The 23,790-nt window shown below is 67.1% G+C and carries 21 protein-coding genes; 14 read left to right on the top strand and 7 right to left on the bottom strand.

The features are described from left to right. Position 1: 1 nt before the first annotated feature. From sufC to C0J29_RS12860, 4 genes are read right to left on the bottom strand one after another with little or no spacing between them, the layout of a single operon-like run. Positions 2-781 (bottom strand): Fe-S cluster assembly ATPase SufC, encoded by a 780-nt coding sequence (gene sufC, locus C0J29_RS12875; RefSeq protein ID WP_120792546.1) that lies wholly within the window; start codon positions 779-781, stop codon positions 2-4. Next, on the bottom strand, positions 778-1,932 hold the full coding sequence (gene sufD / locus C0J29_RS12870; RefSeq protein ID WP_065046746.1) for a Fe-S cluster assembly protein SufD: 1,155 nt from the start codon (positions 1,930-1,932) through the stop codon (positions 778-780). Before sufD ends, sufC begins: the two co-directional genes overlap by 4 nt. Further along, complete coding sequence (sufB, locus tag C0J29_RS12865) at positions 1,929-3,368, bottom strand: Fe-S cluster assembly protein SufB (RefSeq protein WP_065162567.1); 1,440 nt, start codon at positions 3,366-3,368, stop codon at positions 1,929-1,931. Before sufB ends, sufD begins: the two co-directional genes overlap by 4 nt. Further along, on the bottom strand, positions 3,365-4,141 hold the full coding sequence (locus C0J29_RS12860; protein WP_242460422.1) for a helix-turn-helix transcriptional regulator: 777 nt from the start codon (positions 4,139-4,141) through the stop codon (positions 3,365-3,367). The genes sufB and C0J29_RS12860 overlap by 4 nt, the downstream gene beginning before the upstream one ends. A gap of 80 nt (positions 4,142-4,221) precedes the next feature. Between C0J29_RS12860 and mptB the strand changes: the two genes are divergently transcribed. The 5 genes from mptB to C0J29_RS12835 all read left to right on the top strand — a co-directional run bounded on the left by mptB (position 4,222) and on the right by C0J29_RS12835 (position 9,706). Further along, positions 4,222-5,928 carry a polyprenol phosphomannose-dependent alpha 1,6 mannosyltransferase MptB gene (mptB, locus tag C0J29_RS12855; RefSeq protein ID WP_120792545.1) on the top strand — a complete coding sequence of 569 codons (1,707 nt, stop codon included), beginning with the start codon at positions 4,222-4,224 and terminating at the stop codon, positions 5,926-5,928. After that, positions 5,925-6,866 carry an ABC transporter ATP-binding protein gene (locus C0J29_RS12850; RefSeq protein WP_120792544.1) on the top strand — a complete coding sequence of 314 codons (942 nt, stop codon included), beginning with the start codon at positions 5,925-5,927 and terminating at the stop codon, positions 6,864-6,866. Before mptB ends, C0J29_RS12850 begins: the two co-directional genes overlap by 4 nt. Positions 6,867-6,925: 59 nt before the next feature. Further along, on the top strand, positions 6,926-7,636 hold the full coding sequence (locus C0J29_RS12845) for an ABC transporter permease (protein WP_120794707.1): 711 nt from the start codon (positions 6,926-6,928) through the stop codon (positions 7,634-7,636). Positions 7,637-7,748: 112 nt separating this feature from the next. Further along, positions 7,749-8,624, top strand: coding sequence for a DUF559 domain-containing protein (locus C0J29_RS12840; protein ID WP_120792543.1), 876 nt, complete (start codon positions 7,749-7,751; stop codon positions 8,622-8,624). 146 nt (positions 8,625-8,770) lie between these two features. Continuing rightward, on the top strand, positions 8,771-9,706 hold the full coding sequence (locus tag C0J29_RS12835) for a COX15/CtaA family protein (RefSeq protein WP_082978185.1): 936 nt from the start codon (positions 8,771-8,773) through the stop codon (positions 9,704-9,706). Here C0J29_RS12835 and C0J29_RS12830 read toward each other — a convergent pair. After that, a complete protein-coding gene (locus tag C0J29_RS12830) occupies positions 9,656-10,471 on the bottom strand; it encodes a hypothetical protein (RefSeq protein WP_120792542.1) in 816 nt (271 codons plus the stop codon). The two genes, C0J29_RS12835 and C0J29_RS12830, sit on opposite strands and share 51 nt — an antisense overlap. A gap of 19 nt (positions 10,472-10,490) precedes the next feature. Here C0J29_RS12830 and C0J29_RS12825 point away from each other — a divergent pair, with 19 nt between their 5' ends. Next, the gene (locus C0J29_RS12825) at positions 10,491-11,468 is read left to right on the top strand and encodes a quinone oxidoreductase family protein (RefSeq protein ID WP_120792541.1); all 978 of its coding nucleotides are present in this window, start codon (positions 10,491-10,493) and stop codon (positions 11,466-11,468) included. Here the strand turns inward: C0J29_RS12825 and C0J29_RS12820 are convergent. Then, positions 11,465-12,997, bottom strand: coding sequence for a PPE family protein (locus C0J29_RS12820; protein ID WP_120794706.1), 1,533 nt, complete (start codon positions 12,995-12,997; stop codon positions 11,465-11,467). The two genes, C0J29_RS12825 and C0J29_RS12820, sit on opposite strands and share 4 nt — an antisense overlap. Positions 12,998-13,426: 429 nt before the next feature. Beyond that, complete coding sequence (locus tag C0J29_RS12815; protein ID WP_370530851.1) at positions 13,427-14,374, bottom strand: heme o synthase; 948 nt, start codon at positions 14,372-14,374, stop codon at positions 13,427-13,429. Positions 14,375-14,643: 269 nt separating this feature from the next. Here C0J29_RS12815 and tkt point away from each other — a divergent pair, with 269 nt between their 5' ends. From tkt to C0J29_RS12775, 8 genes are all read left to right on the top strand, one after another. Further along, positions 14,644-16,737 carry a transketolase gene (gene tkt / locus C0J29_RS12810; RefSeq protein ID WP_120792540.1) on the top strand — a complete coding sequence of 698 codons (2,094 nt, stop codon included), beginning with the start codon at positions 14,644-14,646 and terminating at the stop codon, positions 16,735-16,737. A gap of 14 nt (positions 16,738-16,751) precedes the next feature. Beyond that, positions 16,752-17,870 carry a transaldolase gene (gene tal, locus C0J29_RS12805; RefSeq protein WP_120792539.1) on the top strand — a complete coding sequence of 373 codons (1,119 nt, stop codon included), beginning with the start codon at positions 16,752-16,754 and terminating at the stop codon, positions 17,868-17,870. A gap of 97 nt (positions 17,871-17,967) precedes the next feature. Continuing rightward, the gene (zwf, locus tag C0J29_RS12800; RefSeq protein WP_065046763.1) at positions 17,968-19,509 is read left to right on the top strand and encodes a glucose-6-phosphate dehydrogenase; all 1,542 of its coding nucleotides are present in this window, start codon (positions 17,968-17,970) and stop codon (positions 19,507-19,509) included. 35 nt (positions 19,510-19,544) lie between these two features. Next, entirely contained in the window at positions 19,545-20,456 is a 912-nt protein-coding gene (gene opcA / locus C0J29_RS12795) for a glucose-6-phosphate dehydrogenase assembly protein OpcA (protein WP_065046765.1), read from the top strand. Next, complete coding sequence (pgl, locus tag C0J29_RS12790; RefSeq protein ID WP_065162560.1) at positions 20,453-21,190, top strand: 6-phosphogluconolactonase; 738 nt, start codon at positions 20,453-20,455, stop codon at positions 21,188-21,190. Before opcA ends, pgl begins: the two co-directional genes overlap by 4 nt. 50 nt (positions 21,191-21,240) lie before the next feature. Further along, complete coding sequence (locus tag C0J29_RS12785; protein WP_065162559.1) at positions 21,241-21,642, top strand: ATPase; 402 nt, start codon at positions 21,241-21,243, stop codon at positions 21,640-21,642. 4 nt (positions 21,643-21,646) lie between these two features. Then, the gene (locus C0J29_RS12780; protein WP_231513202.1) at positions 21,647-22,930 is read left to right on the top strand and encodes a cytochrome P450; all 1,284 of its coding nucleotides are present in this window, start codon (positions 21,647-21,649) and stop codon (positions 22,928-22,930) included. Between the two features lie 70 nt (positions 22,931-23,000). Further along, positions 23,001-23,786 carry a PIG-L deacetylase family protein gene (locus C0J29_RS12775; RefSeq protein WP_120792537.1) on the top strand — a complete coding sequence of 262 codons (786 nt, stop codon included), beginning with the start codon at positions 23,001-23,003 and terminating at the stop codon, positions 23,784-23,786. Positions 23,787-23,790 lie beyond the last annotated feature (4 nt).

Here is a 23,790-nt window from a genome sequence, read left to right as displayed (position 1 = left end):
CTTACGCGCCTGCGGTCGCCTGCGTGAAGCGCACGTAGCCGTTCTGCTCGAGTTCGTCGGCCAGCTCAGAGCCACCCGATTCGGCGATGCGGCCGCCGACGAAGACGTGCACATACTCGGGCTTGATGTAGCGCAGGATGCGGGTGTAGTGCGTGATCAGCAGGATGCCGCCGTTCTCTGACTCGGCGTAGCGGTTCACGCCCTCGCTGACCACCCGCAGCGCGTCGACGTCCAGGCCGGAGTCGGTCTCGTCGAGGATGGCGATCTTCGGCTTCAGCAGCTCGAGTTGCAGAATCTCATGGCGCTTCTTCTCACCACCGGAGAAGCCCTCATTGACGTTGCGCTCGGCGAACGCCGGGTCGATCTCCAGGGCGGACATTGCGGTCTTCACCTCTTTGACCCAGTGCCGCAGCTTGGGCGCCTCGCCGCGGATGGCGGTGGCAGCCGAGCGCAGGAAGTTCGACACCGAGACGCCGGGCACCTCGACGGGGTACTGCATGGCCAGGAACAGTCCGGCCCGCGCCCGCTCGTCGACGCTCATCGCCAGCACGTCTTCGCCGTCCAGCGTGATCGACCCCGAGGTGACAACGTATTTGGGATGTCCGGCGATCGCGTAGGACAGAGTCGACTTGCCCGAGCCGTTGGGTCCCATCAGGGCATGCTTTTCACCGGATTTCACGGTCAGGTCGACGCCCTTGAGGATCGGGATCTCGCGTTCGCCGTCGGCGCCGCTCGGGTTCACGACGCTGACGTGCAGGTCTCTGATTTCCAGGATTGTCATGCGGTTGTTGCCTTCTCCGTCTTTTCCAGTTCGTATTCGATGGCCGCGGTGAGGCGCTCCCGCACTTCGGGCACCGCGATCTTGGAGATGATCTCGCCGAAGAAGCCGCGAATCACCAGCCGGCGGGCCTGTTCTTCGGGAATGCCGCGGGAGCGCAGGTAGAACAGTTGCTCGTCGTCGAATCGCCCGGTGGCACTGGCGTGTCCGGCGCCGGCGATCTCGCCGGTCTCGATCTCCAGGTTGGGCACCGAGTCGGCGCGCGCGCCGTCGGTGAGCACCAGGTTGCGATTCATCTCGAAGGTGTCGGTGCCGGTGGCTTCGGCGCGAATCAGCACGTCGCCGATCCACACCGTGTGCGCGTCGGGCAATTTGGACGATGGATCCCCTTGCAGCGCACCCTTATAGAGCACGTTGGACTTGCAGTCCGGCTGAGCATGGTCCACCAACAGACGCGACTCGAGGTGCTGGCCGTCATCGGCGAAGTACAGGCCCAGCAACTCGGCGTCCCCGCCGGTGCCGGCGAACCGCACGTTGGCCGCCAACCGGACCACCTCGCCGCCCAAGGTGACGGTGACATGGCGCAGTACCGCGTCCTTACCGAGGCGGGCGTGGTGGGCGCTCACGTGCACGGTGTCGTCGGCCCAGTCGGCAATCCAGATCACCGTGAGCCGGGCGGCGTCAGCGACGACGAATTCGACGTTGTCGGCGTAGGTTCCGCTGCCCCGGTGGTCGATGACGACGACGGCCTCGCCGAGTTCTTCCACCCGGATCTGCAGGTGTCCGTAGGCCGCAGCCCCCTGCCCGGGTCCGGCGACGGTGATGTTGATCGGCTCACCGACCTGGGTGTCGCGCCCGACGGTGACCAGCGTCGCCGCGTTGAACGACGAAAATGCTTGGGCCGCAACACGGTCTGCGGGAACGCCGGCTTCGCCGAGGCGTTCGTCGCCGCGGCGCACCGTCTGCACAGTGACGCCGGGCTGCTCGCTGACGGTGATCGTGGCGGTGCCGGTGGCCACCGCAGTGCCGTCATGCAAGCCGCGCAACCGCTTCAGCGGGGTGAACCGCCAAAGCTCGTCGCGGCCGTGCGGGACTTCGAAGGCGTCAACGTCGAAGGACGCGAATAATTCGCCTTTGTTCAACGATGCGGTCATCCGACCGCACCCTCCATCTGCAACTCGATCAGCCGGTTGAGCTCGAGCGCGTACTCCATCGGCAGTTCCTTGGCGATCGGCTCGACGAATCCGCGCACCACCATCGCCATGGCCTCGTCTTCGGTCATGCCGCGGCTCATCAGGTAGAACAGCTGGTTCTCGCTGACCTTGGAGACGGTGGCCTCGTGACCCATCGTGACGTCGTCCTCGCGGATGTCGACGTAGGGGTAGGTGTCGCTGCGGCTGATCGTATCGACCAGCAGCGCATCGCATTTCACGCTCGACTTGGATCCGTGGGCGCCCTTGTTGACCTGAACCAGGCCACGGTAGGAGGTGCGGCCGCCGCCGCGCGCCACCGACTTGGACACGATGTTGCTCGACGTGTTCGGGGCCAGGTGCAGCATTTTGGCGCCGGTGTCCTGGTGCTGGTCCTCACCCGCGAACGCGATCGACAGCACCTCACCCTTGGCGTGCTCGCCGGTCATCCAGACCGCCGGGTACTTCATGGTGACCTTGGATCCGATGTTGCCGTCGACCCACTCCATGGTGGCGCCGGCCTCGGCCCGGGCCCGCTTGGTGACCAGGTTGTAGACGTTGTTCGACCAGTTCTGGATCGTCGTGTAACGGCAACGGCCACCGGGCTTCACGATGATCTCCACCACCGCCGAGTGCAGCGAGTCCGACTTGTAGATCGGCGCGGTGCAGCCCTCGATGTAATGCACGTAGGCGTTCTCGTCGACGATGATCAGCGTCCGCTCGAACTGGCCCATGTTCTCGGTGTTGATCCGGAAGTAGGCCTGCAGCGGAATGTCGACGTGCACACCCGGCGGCACGTAGATGAAGCTGCCACCCGACCACACCGCCGTGTTCAGTGCGGAGAACTTGTTGTCCCCGGCCGGGATCACGGTGCCGAAGTACTTCTTGAAGATGTCGGGGTGTTCCCGCAGCGCTGTATCCGTGTCCAGGAAGATGACACCCTGCTTCTCGAGATCCTCACGGATGGAGTGGTAGACGACCTCGGACTCGTACTGGGCGGCTACACCAGAGACCAGCCGCTGCTTCTCGGCCTCCGGGATGCCCAGCTTGTCGTAGGTGTTCTTGATGTCCGCGGGCAAGTCGTCCCACGTGGCAGCCTGCTTCTCGCTGGAGCGCACGAAGTACTTGATGTTGTCGAAGTCGATGCCCTCGAGGTTGGAGCCCCAGTTCGGCATGGGCTTCTTGTCGAAGATGTTGAGCGCCTTGAGCCGGATGTTCAGCATCCACTCCGGCTCGCTCTTCTTTGCCGAGATGTCACGGACGACCGCCTCTGAAAGACCCCGCGTGGCCGAGGCGCCCGCGACGTCGGAGTCGGCCCAGCCGTAGCCGTACTTGCCCAGCGACTCGATGGTCTGCTCCTGAGTCAGTGGCTCGACCGTCCGTGCGGCTTCGAGTGTCATGAGGACGCTCCTTTGGTGCTCGTTGCGGTGGGGCGCGGGCTGGGCGCCTCCGAAATAGGAATAGCTAGGGGTACGTGGGTGGTGCAGGCGCAGTCACCGTTGACGATCGTCGCCAACAACTGCACGTGGGTGCCGAGCACCTCGGACATGGCCTGCTGCTCGGCTTCGCACAATTCGGGGAACTTCTCGGCTACATGGGACACCGGGCAGTGGTGCTGGCAGATTTGCACACCGTGGATGGGGCCGCCCACCCGGGTGGTGGTGGCGACATATCCGGCTTTGGTCAACGCCTGCGCGATCCGGTCGGCGGTCGCTTCGATGGCGTCCTCGTCCGGGCCTTCGGCCGCCGCGACCCCGGACAGAATCGCATCGATGCGCCGCCGCGCAAAAGTCTTCACCGCGTCCTCGCCGCCGACCTCCCGCAGTTGCCGCATCGCGGCAGAGGCCAGGTCGTCATAGGCGTGGTCGAGCTTGGCCCGACCGGCGGCGGTCAACCGGTACCGCTTTGCGGGTCGTCCGCGTCCTGCCTGCTGCCACGACGCCGACGCGAACGATTCCGCGTCGCCGGCCTCGATCAGCGCGTCCAGATGCCGGCGCACACCGGCGGGCGCCAGGCCCAGCCGGTCACTGATTTCGGTGGCGGTGATGGAGCCGGATTCGACCAGCAGGCGGACGATCGAGCGCCGGGTGTGTCCGTCCGACCCGACAGCGCCGGCTGCGGGCGCGGCAGCATGCGGTTGGGATTGGATTTTCACAACACCAGTGTGTCGCAATTCCGGTCATCGGTCCAGCAAGGGTGCCCTTAGGTGACGAGTTCAACAGTGCCGGTTCCCCAGGCGACTAGTCTGCTCTGATGGCAGCCCGCCACCACACTCTGAGCTCGTCGATCGCCAGTCTGCACGGCGACGAGCAGACGGTGGGCAAGCCGCTCAACGCCGCCGAACACACCGCGATGCAGCGGACCCGGCTGTTCGGCGCCACCGGCACCGTCTTGATGGCGATCGGCGCGCTGGGCGACGGGGCCAGACCGGTAGTCCAGGACCCCACCTTCGGCGTGCGGCTGCTGAACCTGCCGTCGCGCATTCAGACGGTTTCGCTGACCATGACCACCACTGGCGCGGTGATGATGGCGCTGGCCTGGTTGATGCTCGGCCGCTTCGCCTCCGGCAAGCGCCGGATGTCGCGCGGCGAACTTGACCGCACGCTGGTGTTGTGGATGCTCCCGCTGCTGATCGCCCCGCCGATGTACAGCAAGGACGTCTACTCCTACCTCGCCCAGAGCCAGATCTCGCTGGAAGGGCTCGACCCGTACCGGGTGGGGCCGGCCTCCGGCCTGGGCCTGGGCCACGTGTTCACGCTGTCGGTGCCCAGCCTGTGGCGCGAGACCCCGGCGCCCTACGGCCCGCTGTTTCTGTGGATCGGACGCGGCATCTCCGGCCTCACCGGTGAGAACATCGTCGCCGCTGTTCTGTGCCACCGCCTGGTGGTGTTGTTCGGCGTGGCGTTGATCGTGTGGGCTACGCCGCGGTTGGCCCGTCGCTGCGGGGTGGCCGAGGTCAGCGCGCTGTGGCTGGGTGCGGCCAATCCGCTGCTGTTCATGCACCTGGTAGCCGGCATCCACAACGAGGCGCTGATGCTGGGGCTGATGCTGACGGGCGCGGAGTTCGCGCTGCGCGGCCTGGACGGACAGCGGTCGGATCGCCTTATGCCTCAGTCGTGGCGGATCGGCCCGGACTGGCAACCGCCGGGGTTGCTGGTGGGCGGCTCGATTCTGATCGTCCTGTCGTCGCAGGTGAAGCTGCCGTCTTTGCTGGCCCTGGGCTTCGTCACCATGGCACTGGCCTACCGGCTCGGCAGCACGGTGAAGTCCTTCCTGCTGTCAGGCACCGCGATGGCGGCCTTGACCCTTGCGGTGATGGGCATCGTCGGCTGGGCCAGTGGGCTCGGTTTCGGCTGGATCTTCACGCTGGGCACCGCCAACGTGGTGCGCAGCTGGATGTCGCCGCCGACCCTGCTGGCGCTGGGCACCGGGCAGGTCGGCATCCTGCTGGGCCTCGGTGATCACACCACCGCGATCTTGTCGCTGACCCGTGCGATCGGCGTGCTGATCATCATGGTCATGGTCTGCTGGCTGCTGCTCGCGGTCTTCCGTGGCCGGCTGCATCCGATCGGCGGGCTCGGGGTGGCGCTGGGCCTCACCGTGCTGCTGTTCCCCGTCGTGCAGCCGTGGTACCTGCTGTGGGCGATCATTCCCTTGGCTGCCTGGGCGACCCGCACCAAGTTCCGGGCCGCGGCCATCGTGGTCACCCTGATCGTCGGCATCTTCGGCCCGACCGCCAACGGCGACCGTTTCGCGCTGTTTCAGATCGTCGACGCCACGTTGGCCAGCGCTTTCATCGTCGTCGTGCTCATCGCGCTGACCTACCACCGGCTGCCGTGGCGCCCCCTCCCGGAAGAGCCCATCGCACCCGAACCGTCGGTGACACTGGTCACTCCCGCCGCTGGGGAGGCCACCCCGGCTCCCGAAGCGGCGCCCGACGCCTACGCTGATTCCACGTGAGCCCCGTCCCCCACGACCGCGATATCGCGGTGCGACTGCGCGGGGTATGCAAGCAGTACGGGTCCGTAAAGGCCGTTTCGAGCCTCGATCTCGAGGTGCATGCCGCCGAAGTGTTCGCGTTGTTGGGTCCCAACGGCGCCGGCAAGACGACCACGGTCGAAATGTGCGAGGGCTTCATCCGCCCCGATGCCGGCAGCATCGAGGTGCTGGGGCTGGACCCGATCGCCGACAACGCGCGCCTGCGCCCGCGCATCGGCGTGATGTTGCAGGGCGGCGGCGGCTACCCGGCGGCCCGCGCCGGCGAGATGCTCAACCTGGTTGCTTCCTACGCCGCCGATCCGCTGGACCCGAAGTGGCTGCTGGAAACCCTCGGCCTGACTGAGGCCGCGCGAACGACCTACCGCCGGCTCTCCGGTGGCCAGCAGCAACGGCTCGCGCTGGCATGTGCGCTGGTCGGGCGGCCGGAGCTGGTATTCCTCGACGAACCCACCGCGGGCATGGACGCCCACGCCCGGCTGCTGGTCTGGGAGCTGATCGATGCGCTGCGCCGCGACGGCGTCACGGTGGTGCTGACCACCCACCAACTCAAAGAGGCCGAGGAACTGGCCGACCGGCTGGTGATCATCGACCACGGGACGACGGTCGCGGCGGGCACGCCCGCGGAGTTGATGCGCAGCGGCGCCAAGGATCAGCTGCGGTTCAGCGCGCCACCTCGCCTGGATCTTTCGTTACTGACCGCTGCATTACCCGAGGGCTACCGGGCCAGCGAGTTGTCACCTGGCGAGTATCTGGTCGAGGGTGCGGTAGGCCCGCAGGTGCTGGCAACGGTGACGGCTTGGTGTGCCCGCATCGACGTGCTGGCTACCGACCTGCGCGTCGAACAACGCAGCCTGGAGGACGTCTTCCTCGATCTGACCGGCAGGAGCCTGCGATCGTGAGCGACGTCTTCCCGGCCGGAACCTTCACCCCGGACCCGCGTCCGAGTGCCGTGTCCCGGATGCTGGCCGCGCAGTTCAGCCTGGAGGCCAAGCTGCTGCTGCGCAACGGAGAGCAGCTGCTGCTGACGATGTTCATCCCGATCACCCTGTTGATCGGGCTCACGTTGCTTCCGTTCGGATCCTTCGGCGAGCATCGGGCGGCGGTGTTCACGCCCGCGATCATGTCCCTGGCGGTGATCTCCACGGCCTTCACCGGGCAGGCCATCGCGGTCGCCTTCGATCGTCGCTACGGCGCGCTTAAGCGACTCGGGGCGACTCCGCTGCCGGTGTGGGGAATCATCGCCGGCAAGGCACTGGCGGTGGTGTTCACTGTCTTCCTGCAGTCAATTGTCTTGGGCGGCATAGGTTTTGCGCTGGGCTGGCGGCCGCCGCTGGCGGCGCTGGCCCTGGGCGGCGCGGTGATCGCTTTGGGGACGGCAGGATTTGCGGCGCTCGGTCTGTTGCTTGGCGGGACACTGCGGGCCGAGATCGTGCTGGCGCTGGCCAACCTGTTGTGGTTCGCATTCGCCGGGTTCGGCGCGCTGACGCTGGAGTCGGGCATGATCCCGGCGGGCGTCAAATGGGCGGCGCGACTGACGCCGTCCGGCGCATTGACCGAGTCGCTGTCGCAGGCCATGAGCTTGTCGGTGGACTGGTTCGGGCTGGCGGTCCTCGCGGCGTGGGGCTTCGTGGGCGCGCTGGCGGCGCGGCGCTTCTTCCGCTTCACCTGACTTATCGCCGCGACACTGACACCAGGCACACGACGCGCCGTCGCGGCTGTGCGTAGCTTCAATCTCGTGGAACCGGTGCGCTATTCGGCCCATCCAAGCCCGGGTGGACAGAATGTGCATCGGCAGCGTGGCGTTGGAGCAGGGACGAGTCAGCCGGTACCAGCTACGAACTCAGTACCGAGCGATCTACCCCGACGTATACCTGCCGAACGACACGCAACTGTCGTTACGGGTTCGCTCAGAGGCCGCATGGTTGTGGACGGGTCGCCGCGGCATACTGGCCGGGCTCGCCGCCGCGGCCTTGCACGGCTCGGACTGGATCGACGATGACGAAGTCGTTGAATTGATGTGGCGCAATCCCCGGCCGCCCGCCGGAATCATCACCCGCAATTGCCAGTTGGGCATCGACGAAGTCACCCGGGTTGCCGGGCTGCCCGTGACCACAGCTGCCCGGACGGCTTTCGACCTGGGGCGGCAACTGGCCGCCGCCGATGCGATGCCACGCCTCGACGCATTGATGCGGGCTACGCCGTTTTCTACCGAGACAACGTTGATGTTGGCGACGCGATACGCCGGAGCCCGAGGGGTACGGCAGCTCAGGACGCTGCTCCCCAGGATCGACCCGGGCGCTGCATCTCCGAGGGAGACATGGCTTCGGATGCTGCTGATTGACGCTGGACTGCCAACACCGGAGACCCAGATTCCCGTTGTGGTCCATTACCGAACAGTGGCCCTGCTGGACATGGGTTGGGAGCGGTTCAAGGTCGCCGCCGAATACGACGGCGACCAGCACCGAACGAACCGGCGCCAATACGTGCGCGACCTGCGTCGATCGAAGGAGCTGGCCGAGCTCGGCTGGATCGTCATCCGTGTCGTCGCCGAGGATCGACCCGACCAGATTGTGCGGCAGGTATCAGAGGCACTGGGGCGTCGCGGCCACCGCGACATTGACACCACGCACACGACACGCCGTCGTGGCTGTGCGTAGCGCCAATCTCGCCGCAGGTAGCGGGAGGCCCGCTCGCCCAATAGATGAGGGCGAGGGCAGCTCCGCGCAGAGTCAACGCAAAACCCGGTTCTACTACGTGACGTAGTGGTCGTTACCATCGGGCGGTGGCCGTCGGACGAGCGCTGATGCGGTTGGTGGATCTGCTCCCCAACCCCAGCCTGCGTGTCCAGCGCGTCATTGCCGCCCTCGTCATCCTCACCCAGGGCGGGATCGCGGTCACCGGGGCCATCGTGCGCGTCACCGCCTCCGGCCTGGGCTGCCCCACCTGGCCCCAGTGCTTCCCGGGCAGCTTCACCCCGGTCGCGGTGTCCGAAGTGCCACGCATCCACCAGGCCGTCGAATTCGGCAACCGGATGATCACCTTCGCGGTGGTCATCACCGCCGCGATGGCCGTGCTGGCGGTGACCCGGGCACGCCGGCGCAGAGAGGTGTTGATCTACGCCTGGCTGATGCCCGCCTCGACCGTCGTGCAGGCCGTCATCGGCGGCATCACGGTGCGCACGGGGCTGCTGTGGTGGACGGTGGCGATTCACCTGCTGGCGTCGATGACGATGGTGTGGCTGTCTGTGCTGCTCTTCGTCAAGGTCGGCGAGCCCGACGACGGCGAGGTGCACCAAAGGGTCGCCAGGCCGTTGCGCTTGTTGACCGCTCTGAGCGCGATGAACCTGGCCGTGCTGCTGGTTACCGGCACGCTGGTGACCGCGGCCGGGCCACACGCCGGCGACAAGAGCCCGAGCCGGACGGTGCCGCGGCTCAAGGTCGAGATCAACACCCTGGTGCACGCGCACTCGTCGCTGCTGGTCTCCTACCTGTCGCTGCTGATCGGCCTGGGCTTCGGGCTGTGGGCGGTCCGGGCGCAAAGCGCGGTGATGCGGCGGCTGGGCGTGCTGGTCGCCCTCGTCATCGCCCAGGCCGGCGTCGGCACCGCTCAGTACTACACCGGGGTGCCCGCCGTGCTGGTCGCGCTGCACGTCGCCGGGGCGGCGGCCTGCACCGCGGCCACCGCAGCGCTATGGGCGTCGATGCGAGAACGGGCCGAGCCCGAGGCGCTCCAGAGCTGACTCGACGGCCAGCGCGAACTCGCGCTGAGCCGAGCCACGGGTTTCGGCGTCCAGTCGCAGCCACCCCAGCGACGGATCCACCAACTGCAATTCCAGCAGGCGCGCCCCGGCCAGGTGGGCCCGCGCATAGAGCGACTCACCAGGGACAACGTGCAGCGCGGCCGCTCCCACATCCCAGAGCTCGAAATCCGCCTCGCCCTGGTGGAGGCCGCCGTCCTGCACGGTGAACGCGTGCGACGGTTTGCCGCCGATGAAGATGAGCACGGTTTCTGGCGCGGAGTCGGACTGGATGAAGACGCTCTCGCGGCGCTCCTTGATGTACGCCTGCGCGTCCAACCGGTCGGTGAACCGCCTCAGGCCGGCGCCGCGGATGGCGCCGACGTAGACGGGGCCGTCAGACGGTAGCCGGACGGACTCCCCCGGCTCGCAGACCTGGCCCGGCACGGTGGGTATCCCCTGCTGTGCCAACTCGTCCAGGTAACCGCGCTCGGCGTTCCAGGCGATGACGGGCGCAGGGTTGAGCAGATTTTGCACGCGGCCGGTCCACGTCAGAAATTCGTCGAGTCGCCCCGCGTAGTCGCCGGCGTCGCGCAGAATCACCAGGTGCGCGTCGGAAGTGCCCGGGTCGTCCCAGGGCAACCAGCGTGCGTGCAGACCGCGGGTGCGCAGAGCGGCCACCAGCCCGGCGTCGTCGCCCGCGGCATGCTGCGCACCACCCGCCAATACGATGCGCGGATGGAAGGTGTCCGGTCGGGCTAACTTCATGCCCGGGCATGATATCGGCATGCATGCGATCGAAGTCAGCGAAACCGGCGGCCCCGAAGTCCTGAGCTACAACGACGTTTCCCAACCCGAGCCGGGCCCCGGCGAGCTGCTGATCCGTTCCGAAGCCATCGGCGTCAACTTCATCGACACTTACTTCCGCTCCGGGCAGTACCCTCGCCCGCTTCCGTTCGTCCTGGGTTCCGAGGTGTGCGGGACGGTGAGCGCGGTAGGCCCGGACACCGGGGGCGACATCAACGTCGGCGACCGGGTGGTGAGTGCCTCAGCCAACGGCTCCTATGCCGAATTTTGCACTGCGCCCGCATTTTTGACCGCCAAGGTGCCCGACGACATCAGCTCGGAGGTGGCCGCGTCGGCGCTGCTGAAAGGTTTGACGGCGCAGTATCTGTTGAAGTCGGTGTATCCGGTGCGAAGCGGAGACGCTGTGCTGGTGCATGCCGGCGCCGGGGGCGTCGGTCTGATTCTGACGCAGTGGGCAACGCACCTGGGGGCGCGGGTTATCACCACGGTGTCGACACCGGAGAAGGAGCGGCTGTCCAGGGAGGCGGGCGCCGCCGAGGTGCTTCCTTACCCCGCTGATGCTTACCAGTTCGGCCAGCAGATTCGCGGGCTTACCGACGGCGCCGGAGTTGCCGTGGTGTACGACGGGGTTGGCGCCAGCACCTTCGCCGCCAGCTTGGCCAGCCTGGCCAACCACGGGACGCTGGCCCTGTTCGGCGCGGCCAGCGGACCGGTTCCGCCGTTCGATCCGCAGCAGCTGAACTACGCCGGATCGGTGTACCTCACCCGCCCGTCGCTGGCTCACTTCATCCGCACCGGCGAGGAGTTCAGCTCGCGCGCCGCCGAGCTGTTCGACGTGATCGGCAGCGGGGCCGTCCGCGTCGAGGTCGGCCGCAGTTATCCGCTGGCCGAAGCCACCCGCGCCCACACCGACCTGGAGGGCCGTAAGACCACCGGCTCCGTCGTATTGCTGCCCTAAAGCTCCTCGGGCTGATCGGCGTCCCACGTGGTCGGGATCATCGGCAGTGTCGGTCCGCCACCGAACGGGTCGCCGGCCAGGGTGATCAGTCCGGCGGGTTGAGCCGTGGCTTGCGGGACGGTCCCGGCGAATCCGAGTGATCCGGCGCCCCGATCGGACGCTCCGATTTCCGGGCCGGAATCTGTTGCTATATCGGCGAATTCATCGGCATAGCCGCGCTGCGGTTCGCCCTGCTGCCGCCGTCTGCGTGCCTGTCTGCGTGCCCCTGCCGCTGCCGCTGCCGCCGCGCTGTCCGGCTCGGGCGCCTTGGCGCGGGCGCTTGCATTGCCGGTGCCGCGGTGCACCGGCCCGACGCCGGGGCCGGAGCCGGGGCCCATGGCGTAGGGCAGAAACGCGTGACCGGCCGGAGCGGGCGGTGATGGTGGCGGTGCACTCACCGTGCTCACCGTCGTCACGGGGGCACCGGCCGGTACTGCCGGTGACACCGAACCGGCCAGCGCCGGGGCGAAACCTGCCGGGACCGCGGTTGCGGCGGCGACCGGCGCGAGGACCGGCGCGACGACGGGCGCGGGGGCGGGTATGGCGGCCAGCGCGGCCAGTGCCGCCACGCTGGCGGTAGCCGCCACCGCGGGCAACGCCGCGAGCGTTGACCACAGCGGCGACGAGGCGATCGCCGCCGCCAGCACCGGATGGGCGACCAGGTAGACGATGATCTGCGCCGGGGTGATACCGCCGAGGGATTGCAGCGCCGCCACCGGATTGGTCAACAACAACTGGATCCAGTCCTGCAGACCCTGGAAGTCCTGGGCGAACAGGAACAGCCGGGAGATCCAATAACCCGGTTGACCCGGCACGGTGTAGGACGCGTAGGGGATTCCGTTGAGGGTGCCGACGGCCGGGTCCCAATTGATCCCGATGAGCCGCAGCGCGAACTGGAAGATCTGCTGCGGAATCTGCTGGGCCTGTTGCAGCGGGTCTGCGGCAGCAGCGGCCGGATTCAGAATCTGGGGCGCGGGCTGGTCCGGGGGGACCGAGGCCACCGCGGCGCCGGCCACGGCTTCGTAACCCGTCATCGCGGCGGCGGCCTGGATCCACATGCGGACGTAGTCGGCTTCGTTGACAGCGATCGGAATGGTGTTGATGCCGAAGAAATTCGTTGCCACCAGCACGCCGTGTACGGCGTGATTGGCGGCCAACTCGAGCAGCGTCGGCATGGCCGCCAGCGCGGCGGTGTAGGCGGCCGCGGCCGCCTCATGCTGCAGGGCCGTTGCGACACTTTTGGCGGCGGTCGCCGTCAGCCACTGCAGGTACGGCACGTGCGCGGCGGCATATTCTTGCGCGCTCGAACCCTGCCAGGACGCCCGCACGGAGGTCAGGATGGTGGCGAGTTCGTCTGCGGCTGAGGCATATTCGATGCCGAGCGCGTTCCATTCCTGGGCCGCGGCCAGTAGCGCGCCGGTACCCGGTCCGCTGCTCAGCGACGCCGAATGCACCTCTGGAGGCCAGGCCATCCAGATCGGGGCGGTCATCGTCAGCCGCTGCTGGGCGAATACCCGGTAGCCGCACAGGAGGTGCACGGCCTTGTGGGTACGACGCAGAACGTCATGCCGGACTCTCCTCTCGTCGTCGGGTACAACGAGATTCGATATCGCGACGGGCGGTATCGCAAATGGAGGATGCTGGACGGCGGGCATGAGACGTCGTTCCCTGCCGACTGAAAAGCGTTGACAGACAGCCCATTCCGGGCGCGGCCCGGCCTCGGGCCGCACACTGGCGGGGTTTGAATCGGGCTGGTTCTGGATCAGGCGGCACGACCCGTCGAGAGTGAAATGCACGACGGCCCCGCGGCGTGTCCCGTCGTGAAATTCACAGTCGGCACGGGGGCGAGGCTGCGCCGCGGCGCACGGGGGCGAGGCTGGGCCGCGGGGCGCTGCGCCGAATCCGGCGCGGCGCAAGCCTCAGAACAGGGTGGGCAGCGCGATCGCCGAGTCGACGGCCAGCGCGCAGAACACCAATGCCAGGTAGTTGTTGGACTGCAGGAACAGCCGCAGCGGCTTCACCGGCTCCCCCGCCCGCACACCCGCGTACAGCTGGTGGGCCATCGCGAGGAACCACACTCCGGCCACCACGGCCACCGCGGCATAGAGCCAGCCGGCTGCCAGAGCCAGAACGAACGTCGCCAGCACCGTCAACCAGGTGTAGATCACGATCTGCTTGGTGACCTGACGCTCCGTCGCCACCGCGGGCAGCATCGGCACGCCGGCGACTTTGTAGTCCTCCTTGTACCGCATGGCCAGGGCCCAGGTGTGCGGCGGAGTCCAGAAGAAGATGATCGCGAACATGGCCAGTGCGGGCCAGCCGATGGTCCCGGTCACGGCCGACCATCCGATCATCACCGGCATACAGCCGGCCGCGCCGCCCCACACCACGTTCTGCGCGGTGCGCCGCTTGAGCAGCAGCGTGTAAACGAACACATAGAACGCGATGGTGGCCACCGCCAACAGACCCGAGAGCAGGTTGGTGGTCCACCACAGCCAGCAGAACGACCCGACGCTCAACGCGAGGCCGAAGATCAACGCGTTGCGGGTCGGCACCGCGGCCCGGGCCAGCGGCCGTCGAGCGGTCCGCTTCATCACCTTGTCGATATCGGCGTCGGCCACGCAGTTCAGCGTGTTGGCGCCGCCGGCCGCCATCATGCCGCCGACCAGCGTGTTGAGGATCAGCAGCGGGTTAACCGAGCCGCGGTGCGCCAGCAGCATCGCCGGTATCGCGGTGACCAGCAGCAACTCGATCACCCGAGGTTTGGTCAACGCCAGATATGCCAGAAGGGTGCCGGTGATCCGGCCGGAAGTCCGGCCCGGCGCCTCGATTTCTGGGCGAATTTCTGGGCGCCCGCGAACGCTCACGCATTAACTCCTCGGGAAATCGCAGCCGCGCGCAGCTTCTACTACGCATGATGGTAGACCGCGCCAGCACGGCCACAGCCCCGCAGGGTCGATCTACCCGAAATTTCTCGACCTATCCGCCCTCCGCGGCGCTGATGAAAGCCACCAACCCGCGACACGATATTTTCACACAGGCTTCGGCGGGTACACGCAATCTGGGCCTGCATGCGCCAGCAATCCCGCACTAGGGTGGGATTGATCAGTTTGATGACCCCAGGACTGAGGACTGAATGACCACACTTGAAGAGATCTCCGAGCTCACCCGCCCGCACCACCCCGACGACTGGACCGAGATCGATTCGGCTGCGGTCGACACGGTCCGGGTACTGGCCGCCGACGCCGTCCAGAAAGTCGGCAACGGTCACCCCGGAACGGCGATGAGCCTGGCGCCATTGGCGTACACGCTGTTTCAGCGTGCGATGCGCCACGACCCCAGCGACGTGCACTGGCTGGGTCGCGACCGGTTCGTCCTGTCAGCGGGCCACAGCAGTCTGACCCTGTATCTGCAGCTTTACCTGGGCGGGTTCGGTCTGGAGCTCGAAGACATCGAGGCGCTGCGCACGTGGAAGTCCAAGACGCCCGGGCACCCGGAGTTCCGGCACACCGCCGGCGTCGAGATCACCACCGGGCCACTGGGCCAGGGATTGGCTTCAGCGGTCGGGATGGCGATGGCGTCACGCTACGAGCGCGGTCTCTTCGACCCGGACGCCGAACCCGGCACCAGCCCGTTCGACCACTTCATCTACGTCATCGCCTCCGACGGGGACATCGAGGAAGGTGTGACGTCCGAAGCGTCGTCGTTGGCCGGGGTGCAGCAGCTGGGCAACCTCATCGTGTTCTACGACCGCAACCAGATCTCCATCGAGGACGACACCAACATCGCGCTGTGCGAGGACACCGCTGAGCGCTACCGCGCGTACGGATGGCACGTCCAGGAAGTGGAGGGCGGCGAGAACGTCGTCGGCATCGAGGAGGCGATCGCGAACGCGAAGGCCGAAACCGGCCGGCCGTCGTTCATCTCGCTGCGCACCATTATCGGCTTCCCGGCACCGAACCTGATGAACACCGGCAAGGCGCACGGCGCCGCGCTCGGTGACGACGAGGTGGCGGCCACCAAGAAGATCCTCGGCTTCGACCCGGACAAGACGTTCGAGGTCCGCGACGAGGTCATCGCTCACACCCGCAAGCTGGTGGATCGCGGCAAGGAAGCGCACGCCAAATGGCAGACCGACTTCGACGCCTGGGCCGAGCGTGAGCCCGAGCGCAAGGCGCTGCTGGACCGGCTGACCGCCGAGGAGTTGCCCGACGGCTGGGACGCGGACCTGCCTCGCTGGGAACCGGGCGACGACGCGGTCGCCACCCGGAAGGCGTCCAACGAGGTGCTGAACGCGGTGGGACCCAAGCTGCCCGAGTTGTGGGGCGGTTCGGCCGACCTGGCCGGCAGCAACAACACCACCATCAAGGGCGCCGAGTCCTTCGGTCCGCCCTCGATCTCGACCAAGGACTACACCGCGTCCTGGTACGGCCGGACGCTGCACTTCGGGGTCCGCGAGCACGCGATGGGCGCCATCCTGTCCGGCATCGTGCTGCACGGCCCGACCCGGGCTTACGGCGGCACGTTCCTGCAGTTCTCGGACTACATGCGGCCGGCGGTGCGGTTGGCGTCGTTGATGGATATCGACACCATTTATGTGTGGACGCACGACTCGGTGGGCCTGGGTGAGGACGGCCCGACGCACCAGCCGATCGAACATCTCTCGGCGCTGCGGGCCATCCCGAATCTATCGGTGGTGCGACCCGCCGACGCCAATGAAACGGCGTATGCCTGGCGCACGGTTCTGGCCCGCGGCAACGGCAGCGGGCCGGTCGGCCTGATCCTCACCCGCCAGAACGTGCCGGTGCTGGAAGGCACGGACCTGGACGGCGTGGCGCGCGGTGGCTACGTGCTGGGCGGCACCGAAGGCGATGACGAGCCCGACGTGGTGCTGATCGCCACCGGCTCCGAGGTGCAGCTCGCCGTCGAGGCAAAGAAGTTGTTGGCGGACAAGGACATTCTCGCGCGCGTCGTGTCGATGCCGTGTGTGGAGTGGTTCGAGTCGCAGCCCTCGGATTACCGGGACAGCGTGTTGCCCCCCTCGGTGTCGGCGCGGGTCGCCGTCGAGGCCGGTGTCGCGCAGTCGTGGCACAAGCTGGTCGGCGACACCGGCAAGATCGTGTCGATCGAGCATTTCGGGGAATCCGCCGATTACAAGACGCTGTTCCGCGAGTACGGCTTCACCGCCGAAGCCGTCGCTGCCGCTGCGGAAGAAGCACTGGATAACTGAGAAAAGGTGATCAGATGACCCAGAATCCCAATCTCGCCGCGCTGAGCGAGGCGGGCGTATCCGTCTGGCTCGACGACCTGTCCCGCGACCGGATCAAGTCGGGCAACCTCCAGGAGTTGATCGACACCAAGTCCGTCGTCGGGGTGACCACCAACCCGTCGATCTTCCAGAAGGCGTTGGCCGACAGCGATACCTACGACGACCAGATCGCCGAGCTCGCCGAGCGCGGCGCCGACGTCGACGCGACCATCCGCACCGTCACCACCGACGACGTCCGCAACGCGTGTGATGTGTTGCGGCCGCAGTGGGAATCCTCCGACGGAGTCGACGGCCGGGTATCGATCGAGGTCGATCCGCGGATGGCCCACGACACCGATAAGACCACCGAGCAAGCCGTTGAACTGTGGAAGATCGTCGACCGGCCCAACCTGCTGATCAAGATCCCCGCCACCGAAGAAGGCATCCCCGCGATCGCAACGACTCTGGCGGAAGGCATTTCGGTCAACGTCACGCTGATCTTCTCCGTCGAGCGCTACCGCGCGGTGATGGGCGCTTACCTGGAGGGATTGGAGAAGGCCAAGCAAGCGGGCCATGACCTGTCCAAAATCCATTCGGTGGCATCGTTTTTCGTCTCCCGCGTGGACACGGAGATCGACAAGCGGCTGGAGAAGATTGATTCGGACGACGCCCGTGCCCTCCTCGGCCAGGCAGCCGTCGCCAACGCCCGACTGGCGTACGCGGCCTACCAGGAAGTCTTCGAGGGCGGCGAGCGATTCCAGGCGCTGCAGGCGGACGGAGCCCGGGTGCAGCGGCCGCTGTGGGCGTCGACCGGCGTCAAGAACCCGGACTACTCCGACACCCTTTACGTCACCGAGTTGGTCGCGGCGAACACGGTGAACACCATGCCGGAGAAGACAATTGACGCCGTCGCCGATCATGGCACCATCCACGGCGACACCATCACCGGCACCGCGTCCGAGGCCCAAGGGGTGTTCGACAAGCTCGATGCGATCGGGATCGACTTGACCGACGTATTCCTGGTCCTCGAAAACGAAGGCGTACAGAAGTTCGAGGAATCCTGGAGCGAGTTGCTCAAGGAGACGCAGGCGCAGCTCGACTCCGCCGACAAATGAGTCGCGCCTGCGACGACGCGAACCGTCGCGATGAGGTGGGGGCACGCCCCTACAAGTGGGAGGTAACCCCGCCCGCTCACGAGAGAGAACGGCGCCGATGAACACAGCCGGCGGCGCAGCGTGGCAGAACCCGTTGCGGGACAAGCTGGATAAGCGGCTGCCCCGAATCGCCGGGCCGTGCGGCATGGTGATTTTCGGGGTCACCGGCGACCTGGCCCGCAAGAAGGTGATGCCGGCGATTTACGATCTGGCCAACCGCGGACTGCTGCCGCCCACCTTCTCGCTGGTGGGATTCGCCCGACGGGACTGGGACACCGAGGATTTCGGCGAGGTGGTCCACGACGCCGTCAAGGAACACTGCCGGACTCCGTTCCGCCAGGAGAATTGGGATCGGCTGGCCGAGGGATTTCGTTTCGTCCCAGGCGCTTTCGACGATGACGACGCGTTCCAGCGCTTGGCCGAGACGCTGGAGAAGCTGGACGCCGAACGCGGTACCGGTGGAAACCACGCGTTCTACCTGGCCATCCCGCCCAAATCGTTCCCGCAGGTCTGCGAACAGCTGGAGAAGTCGGGATTGGCTCGCCCGCAAGGCAATCGGTGGAGCCGGGTCGTGATCGAGAAGCCGTTCGGCCACGACCTGAAGAGCGCGCAGGACCTCAATAAGACCGTCAACTCGGTCTTTCCGGAGGAGTCGGTGTTCCGCATCGACCACTACCTGGGCAAAGAGACGGTCCAAAACATCCTGGCGCTGCGCTTCGCCAACCAGTTGTTCGATCCGATCTGGAACTCCCACTACGTCGACCATGTCCAGATCACCATGGCCGAGGACATCGGCCTCGGTGGACGGGCGGGCTACTACGACGGCATCGGCGCCGCCCGCGACGTGATCCAGAACCACTTGATGCAACTGCTGGCGCTGACCGCGATGGAAGAACCGGTCAGCTTCACCCCGAAGGCGTTGCAGACGGAGAAGATCAAGGTGCTCTCGGCGACGCAGCTCGCGCAGCCGCTCGACGAGACCACCAGCCGTGGCCAGTACACCGCCGGCTGGCAGGGCGGTGAGAAGGTGGTCGGGCTGCTGGATGAAGAGGGGTTCGCCAAGGACTCCGTCACCGAGACGTTCGCCGCTATCACCCTCGAGGTCGATACGCGACGCTGGGCCGGGGTGCCGTTCTATCTGCGGACCGGAAAACGGTTGGGCCGCAGGGTCACCGAGATCGCGCTGGTCTTCAAGCGGGCACCGCACCTGCCGTTCGACGCCACCATGACCGATGAGCTCGGCACCAACGCCATGGTCATCCGGGTGCAGCCCGACGAGGGCATCACACTGCGGTTCGGTTCGAAAGTGCCCGGCACCGCAATGGAAGTCCGCGACGTCAACATGGACTTCTCCTACGGCTCAGCGTTCGCCGAGGAATCGCCGGAGGCCTACGAGCGGCTGATCCTCGACGTGCTGCTCGGTGAGCCGTCTCTGTTCCCAGTTAACGAAGAGGTCGAATTGGCTTGGGAGATACTCGATCCCGCTCTGGACAACTGGGCGTCGCACGGCAAGCCGGATCCGTACGAGGCGGGCACCTGGGGGCCCGAGTCGGCGTTCGAGATGCTGCGGCGCACTGGCCGGGAATGGCGGCGGCCATGATCGGCACTGCGACGATGCAGGAGTGGGTGGCCTAGATGATTGTCGAACTGCCCGACACCACCACCACGGCGGTCAATAAGAAGCTCGACGAGATGCGCGAGATGGCCGGCGTTGTCACCATGGGCCGGGTCCTGACGCTGATCATCGCGCCGGACAGCGACGCCGTCGTCGAAGATTCCATCCAGGCGGCCAACGACGCCAGCCACGAACATCCGAGCCGCATCATCGTGACCAAGCGGGGCAATGCGTATGCCGACGAACCACGTCTGGACGCGCAGATCCGGGTGGGCGGTGACGCGGGCGCCGGCGAGGTCGTGGTGCTGTCCCTGTCCGGGCCGTTGGCCGGGCATGCCGCCAGCGTCGTCATCCCGTTCCTGCTGCCCGACATTCCGGTCGTGGCCTGGTGGCCGGACAACGCTCCGGCGGTGCCTGCTCAGGATCCGTTGGGCAAGTTGGCAATTCGCCGAATCACCGACGCCACCAACGCCGTCGACCCGTTGGCTGCGATCAAGAGCCGGTTGCCCGGCTACACCGCCGGCGACACCGACCTCGCCTGGAGCCGCATCACGTACTGGCGCGCGTTGCTGACCTCGGCGATCGACCTGCCACCACACGAGGCGATCGAGTCGGCACGGATCTCAGGCCTGGAAACCGAACCCGCACTGGACATACTGGCGGGCTGGCTCGCCAGCCGGATCGACGGCCCGGTTCACCGTGAGGTCGGCGAGCTCACCGTGGAACTGGTGCGCAAGAGCGAGACCATCGTGCTGAGCCGGCCCCAGGACGGGACCACCGCGACGCTGAGCCGCACGGCCAAGCCCGACGCGCTGGTTCCGTTGGCGCGCAGGGTAACCGGTGAATGCCTGGCCGAAGACCTGCGCCGGCTGGACGCCGACGAGATCTACCACGCGGCCCTGGAGGGCATCAAGAAGGTGCAATACCAATGAGCGTTGACATCGAAGTATTTTCCGACAGCGAGGGTCTGGCGCGGGCTGCGGCGCAGCGACTGGTCGACACCATCGTTGCCGCGTCGGCGGCCCGGGGACGAGCCCTGATCGCGCTGACCGGCGGCGGCAACGGCGTCGCCCTGCTGCGCGCACTCGCTTCGCATCCGGTCGACTGGTCCACGGTGCACCTGTTCTGGGGGGACGAACGCTACGTCCCCGAAGACGACGACGAGCGCAATGAAAAGCAAACCCGTGAAGCCCTGCTCGACCACATCGACATCCCCGCCAGCCAGGTGCACCCAATGGCGGCCAGCGACGGCGAATTCGGCTCCGACCTCGAGGCGGCGGCCCTGGCGTACGAGCAGATCCTGGCAGCCAATGCCGGCCCCGGCGAACAAGCGCCCAGTTTCGATGTCCATCTGCTCGGCATGGGGCCCGAAGGGCACGTCAACTCGCTGTTCCCCGACACTGCCGCGGTGCGCGAGACCAGCCGTCTGGTGGTCGCGGTGGACGACTCCCCCAAGCCTCCGCCGCAACGAATCACGTTGACCTTGCCCGCGATTCAGCGTTCCCGCGAGGTGTGGCTGCTGGTGTCGGGCGAGGGCAAGGCCGATGCGGTGGCGGCGGCCGTCGGCGGTGCGGATCCGGTCTCGCTACCGGCCGCCGGGGCCATCGGTCGCGAGATCACCCGCTGGCTGCTCGACGAGGGCGCAGCGGGCAAACTTTCCCGTTGACACGGCCCGGCTGCTGACGGGGCTGTATCCCCGGTGTCAAGCGGGTAATAATGACCTTCATGGCAGACAGAAGCGGCGGTCGTCCGACCCCAGCTCGGCAGAGAATGAAGACGCTCACCCAAGCGGCATTGAATGCCGACAAGACGGTGGAGCAGGTCGAGGACGTCCTGGACGGACTCGGCACGTCCCTGGTGGAACTTAACAAGTCGCTGTCCGCGCTCGACGCGACCGTGACCCGGTTGGAGACGGGTCTGGACCACCTGGACCAGACCCTGTCCAGCCTCGACGATCTCGCAAAGCGACTGCTCGCGGTACTGCAACCGGTCGAGGCCATCCTGGAACGAATGGACAACATCGTCAGCTGGGGCGAGACGATGATGCTGCCGATCAACGCGACCGAGCACGTGATGCGCGGTGTGATGGACCGGCTCCGCAATCGGGGCGTGCGCTGACTCCGTGACGTACCCGGTTCCCGCCCCGCCGCTCGCGGACGGTACCGGCCTGCCGTGGGATGTCGCCGTTGAAGATGCGGTCGCCAGCATCGCCGCTGCCCGCGATCGGTGTGGCGACACGTTTGCGGTGGAAAGCGGCACCGACCGCTACCTGTTCACCTTCTCCCCCACCGGCGTCGAGTCCTTTTACGCCCTGCCGGAAGACAAAGCCAGCAAGGGCGTCGCCGACTTCCTGATGCTGCGCCGCAAGCTGCCTGAGGAGATCTTCGCCGGCCGACGCACGCTGCCCACCAACCTGTTTCGGCGCGACGACGTCGCCGGATATCTCGCGAACCTGGACACCGCGCTACGTCAGACGACCACCGAACTGGGCACGGCCGGCTCGGTGGACGTCTTCGATCTCACCCGCCGGCTCGGGCACCGGATGGGGCTCGCCTCGTGGGCCGGGCCGGGATGCTCCGACGGTGCGGCCTTCGACCGGCTGGTTCGTGCGTTCGACACCCTGGACGGCTCGGATGCGTTCGTCCACCCGGACCGGATGGCGGCGGTGGCCGCCTCGGACAAACGCGCCGAACGTGCCGCGCTGGACGATGTCACCGACACGGTCGCGGCCGCGGCGCAACGCTACCGCGCAACTGACGACGGACACCTGTTCGGCAGGATCGTTGCCGCATGGGCCTCCGAGCCCGACGAGATCCGGGCGCGCGGCATCGCACACGACGTCGCCCTGATTCACATCGCGTCCATGTCGAACCTGGCCGCCGCACTCGGCTGGGCACTGGTCGACCTGGTCGAACATCCGCAACATCAGCCACGAATCCGCGACGGCGACAACGACTTCGCGCAGCGCTGCGCACTCGAGTCCACGCGTCTGGCGCAGCGCTCGATCATGAGCAGGACGGTGTTGTCACCGGTGGAACTCAACACCGGCGACGTCACGTACCGCGTTCCGCCGGGCTGGACCATCGCCACCCTGCTGCCGTTGTTAAACACCGCTGCGGCGCCGGGACTGGACACCTGGGATCCGGACAGGTGGACCCGGCACCGGCTCACCGACCCCGCTGATCTGCCGTCGCCGATGCTGGTGACGGCGTTCGGCCACGGGCGGCATTCCTGTCCGGCTCAACCCTTCTCGCTGGCTGCGATGACGGCGGCGGTGACGCACTTGTTGCGCGAGTATGACCTGAGCGCGGGGTGGCCGGCGCATCCGCGGCCGGTCCCCGCTCAGATCGGCGGCGTGGCACGGGCAGCGGAGCCCTGCCCGGTCACCTACGCGGCCAGGCGCTGACGCTGGCACACACGAACGGGCCGGGCACACCGACGGGCCGGGCTCACCGAAACACCGATACGATCACGTCATGTCCACCGTCGTCGCCTTCCACGCCCACCCCGACGACGAGGTGATCCTGACCGGCGGCACCCTGGCCAAAGCGGCCGCGGCCGGTCATCGGGTGGTCGTCGTCACGGCCACTGACGGACGCATAGACAACGACGACGACCTCACCCGCTTGGACGAATTGCGTTCGAGCACCGGCATTCTCGGCGCGCAGCGAACGGAATGCCTGGGCTATGCAGACAGCGGGTATGGTCCGGAGTTTTATCCGGACCCGCCGGGCCGGGTGCGATTCGGGCGGGCCGACGTCGAGGAGGCCGCGCAGCGCCTGGCCGCGATCCTTCGCGCCGAGGATGCGCAGCTGCTGCTGAGCTATCAGGCGAACGGCGGGTACGGCCACCGTGACCATGTGCAGGTGCATCATGTCGGCAAGCGGGCCGCCGAACTGGCTGGCACGCCAAGGATTCTCGAGGCGACGATGCCGCGCGAGCTGCTGCGCCGGGTCAGCGACCTGTGCCGACTGCTGCGTCTGCCACCTCCGTACGAACAGGAGGTGCTGGACGATGCCTATGCGCCCCGGGCGGAAATCACGCACCGGGTCGACGTCCGCGCGATGGCCCGGCAGAAGCGGGATGCGGTGGCCGCTCATCGCTCGCAGCTGGGCACCGGTCTGGGCGCACGTGTCTATCAGGCTCTGCTGCGACTGCCACCGCAGGCCTTGGGCACGATATTCCGCCACGAATGGTTCGTCGATCCCGCGGCCGCGCCCGGGCCGTTGCGCGACAACATCTTTGAGGGCACGAGCTCCTGAGCGC

The organism is Mycobacterium paragordonae (assembly GCF_003614435.1).
GTDB lineage: Bacteria > Actinomycetota > Actinomycetes > Mycobacteriales > Mycobacteriaceae > Mycobacterium > Mycobacterium paragordonae.
This window is presented reverse-complemented; position numbering and strand designations above follow the sequence as displayed.

Bases quoted from the DNA above. Each gene is read 5' to 3' on its own strand.
- sufC (WP_120792546.1), bottom strand. From the start codon at position 781: ATGACAATCCTGGAAATCAGAGACCTGCACGTCAGCGTCGTGAACCCG.
- sufD (WP_065046746.1), bottom strand. From the start codon at position 1,932: ATGACCGCATCGTTGAACAAAGGCGAATTATTCGCGTCCTTCGACGTT.
- sufB (WP_065162567.1), bottom strand. From the start codon at position 3,368: ATGACACTCGAAGCCGCACGGACGGTCGAGCCACTGACTCAGGAGCAG.
- mptB (WP_120792545.1), top strand. From the start codon at position 4,222: ATGGCAGCCCGCCACCACACTCTGAGCTCGTCGATCGCCAGTCTGCAC.
- C0J29_RS12845 (WP_120794707.1), top strand. From the start codon at position 6,926: ATGCTGGCCGCGCAGTTCAGCCTGGAGGCCAAGCTGCTGCTGCGCAAC.
- C0J29_RS12840 (WP_120792543.1), top strand. From the start codon at position 7,749: ATGTGCATCGGCAGCGTGGCGTTGGAGCAGGGACGAGTCAGCCGGTAC.
- C0J29_RS12835 (WP_082978185.1), top strand. From the start codon at position 8,771: ATGCGGTTGGTGGATCTGCTCCCCAACCCCAGCCTGCGTGTCCAGCGC.
- C0J29_RS12830 (WP_120792542.1), bottom strand. From the start codon at position 10,471: ATGAAGTTAGCCCGACCGGACACCTTCCATCCGCGCATCGTATTGGCG.
- C0J29_RS12825 (WP_120792541.1), top strand. From the start codon at position 10,491: ATGCATGCGATCGAAGTCAGCGAAACCGGCGGCCCCGAAGTCCTGAGC.
- C0J29_RS12820 (WP_120794706.1), bottom strand. From the start codon at position 12,997: ATGACCGCCCCGATCTGGATGGCCTGGCCTCCAGAGGTGCATTCGGCG.
- tkt (WP_120792540.1), top strand. From the start codon at position 14,644: ATGACCACACTTGAAGAGATCTCCGAGCTCACCCGCCCGCACCACCCC.
- tal (WP_120792539.1), top strand. From the start codon at position 16,752: ATGACCCAGAATCCCAATCTCGCCGCGCTGAGCGAGGCGGGCGTATCC.
- zwf (WP_065046763.1), top strand. From the start codon at position 17,968: ATGAACACAGCCGGCGGCGCAGCGTGGCAGAACCCGTTGCGGGACAAG.
- opcA (WP_065046765.1), top strand. From the start codon at position 19,545: ATGATTGTCGAACTGCCCGACACCACCACCACGGCGGTCAATAAGAAG.
- pgl (WP_065162560.1), top strand. From the start codon at position 20,453: ATGAGCGTTGACATCGAAGTATTTTCCGACAGCGAGGGTCTGGCGCGG.
- C0J29_RS12785 (WP_065162559.1), top strand. From the start codon at position 21,241: ATGACCTTCATGGCAGACAGAAGCGGCGGTCGTCCGACCCCAGCTCGG.
- C0J29_RS12775 (WP_120792537.1), top strand. From the start codon at position 23,001: ATGTCCACCGTCGTCGCCTTCCACGCCCACCCCGACGACGAGGTGATC.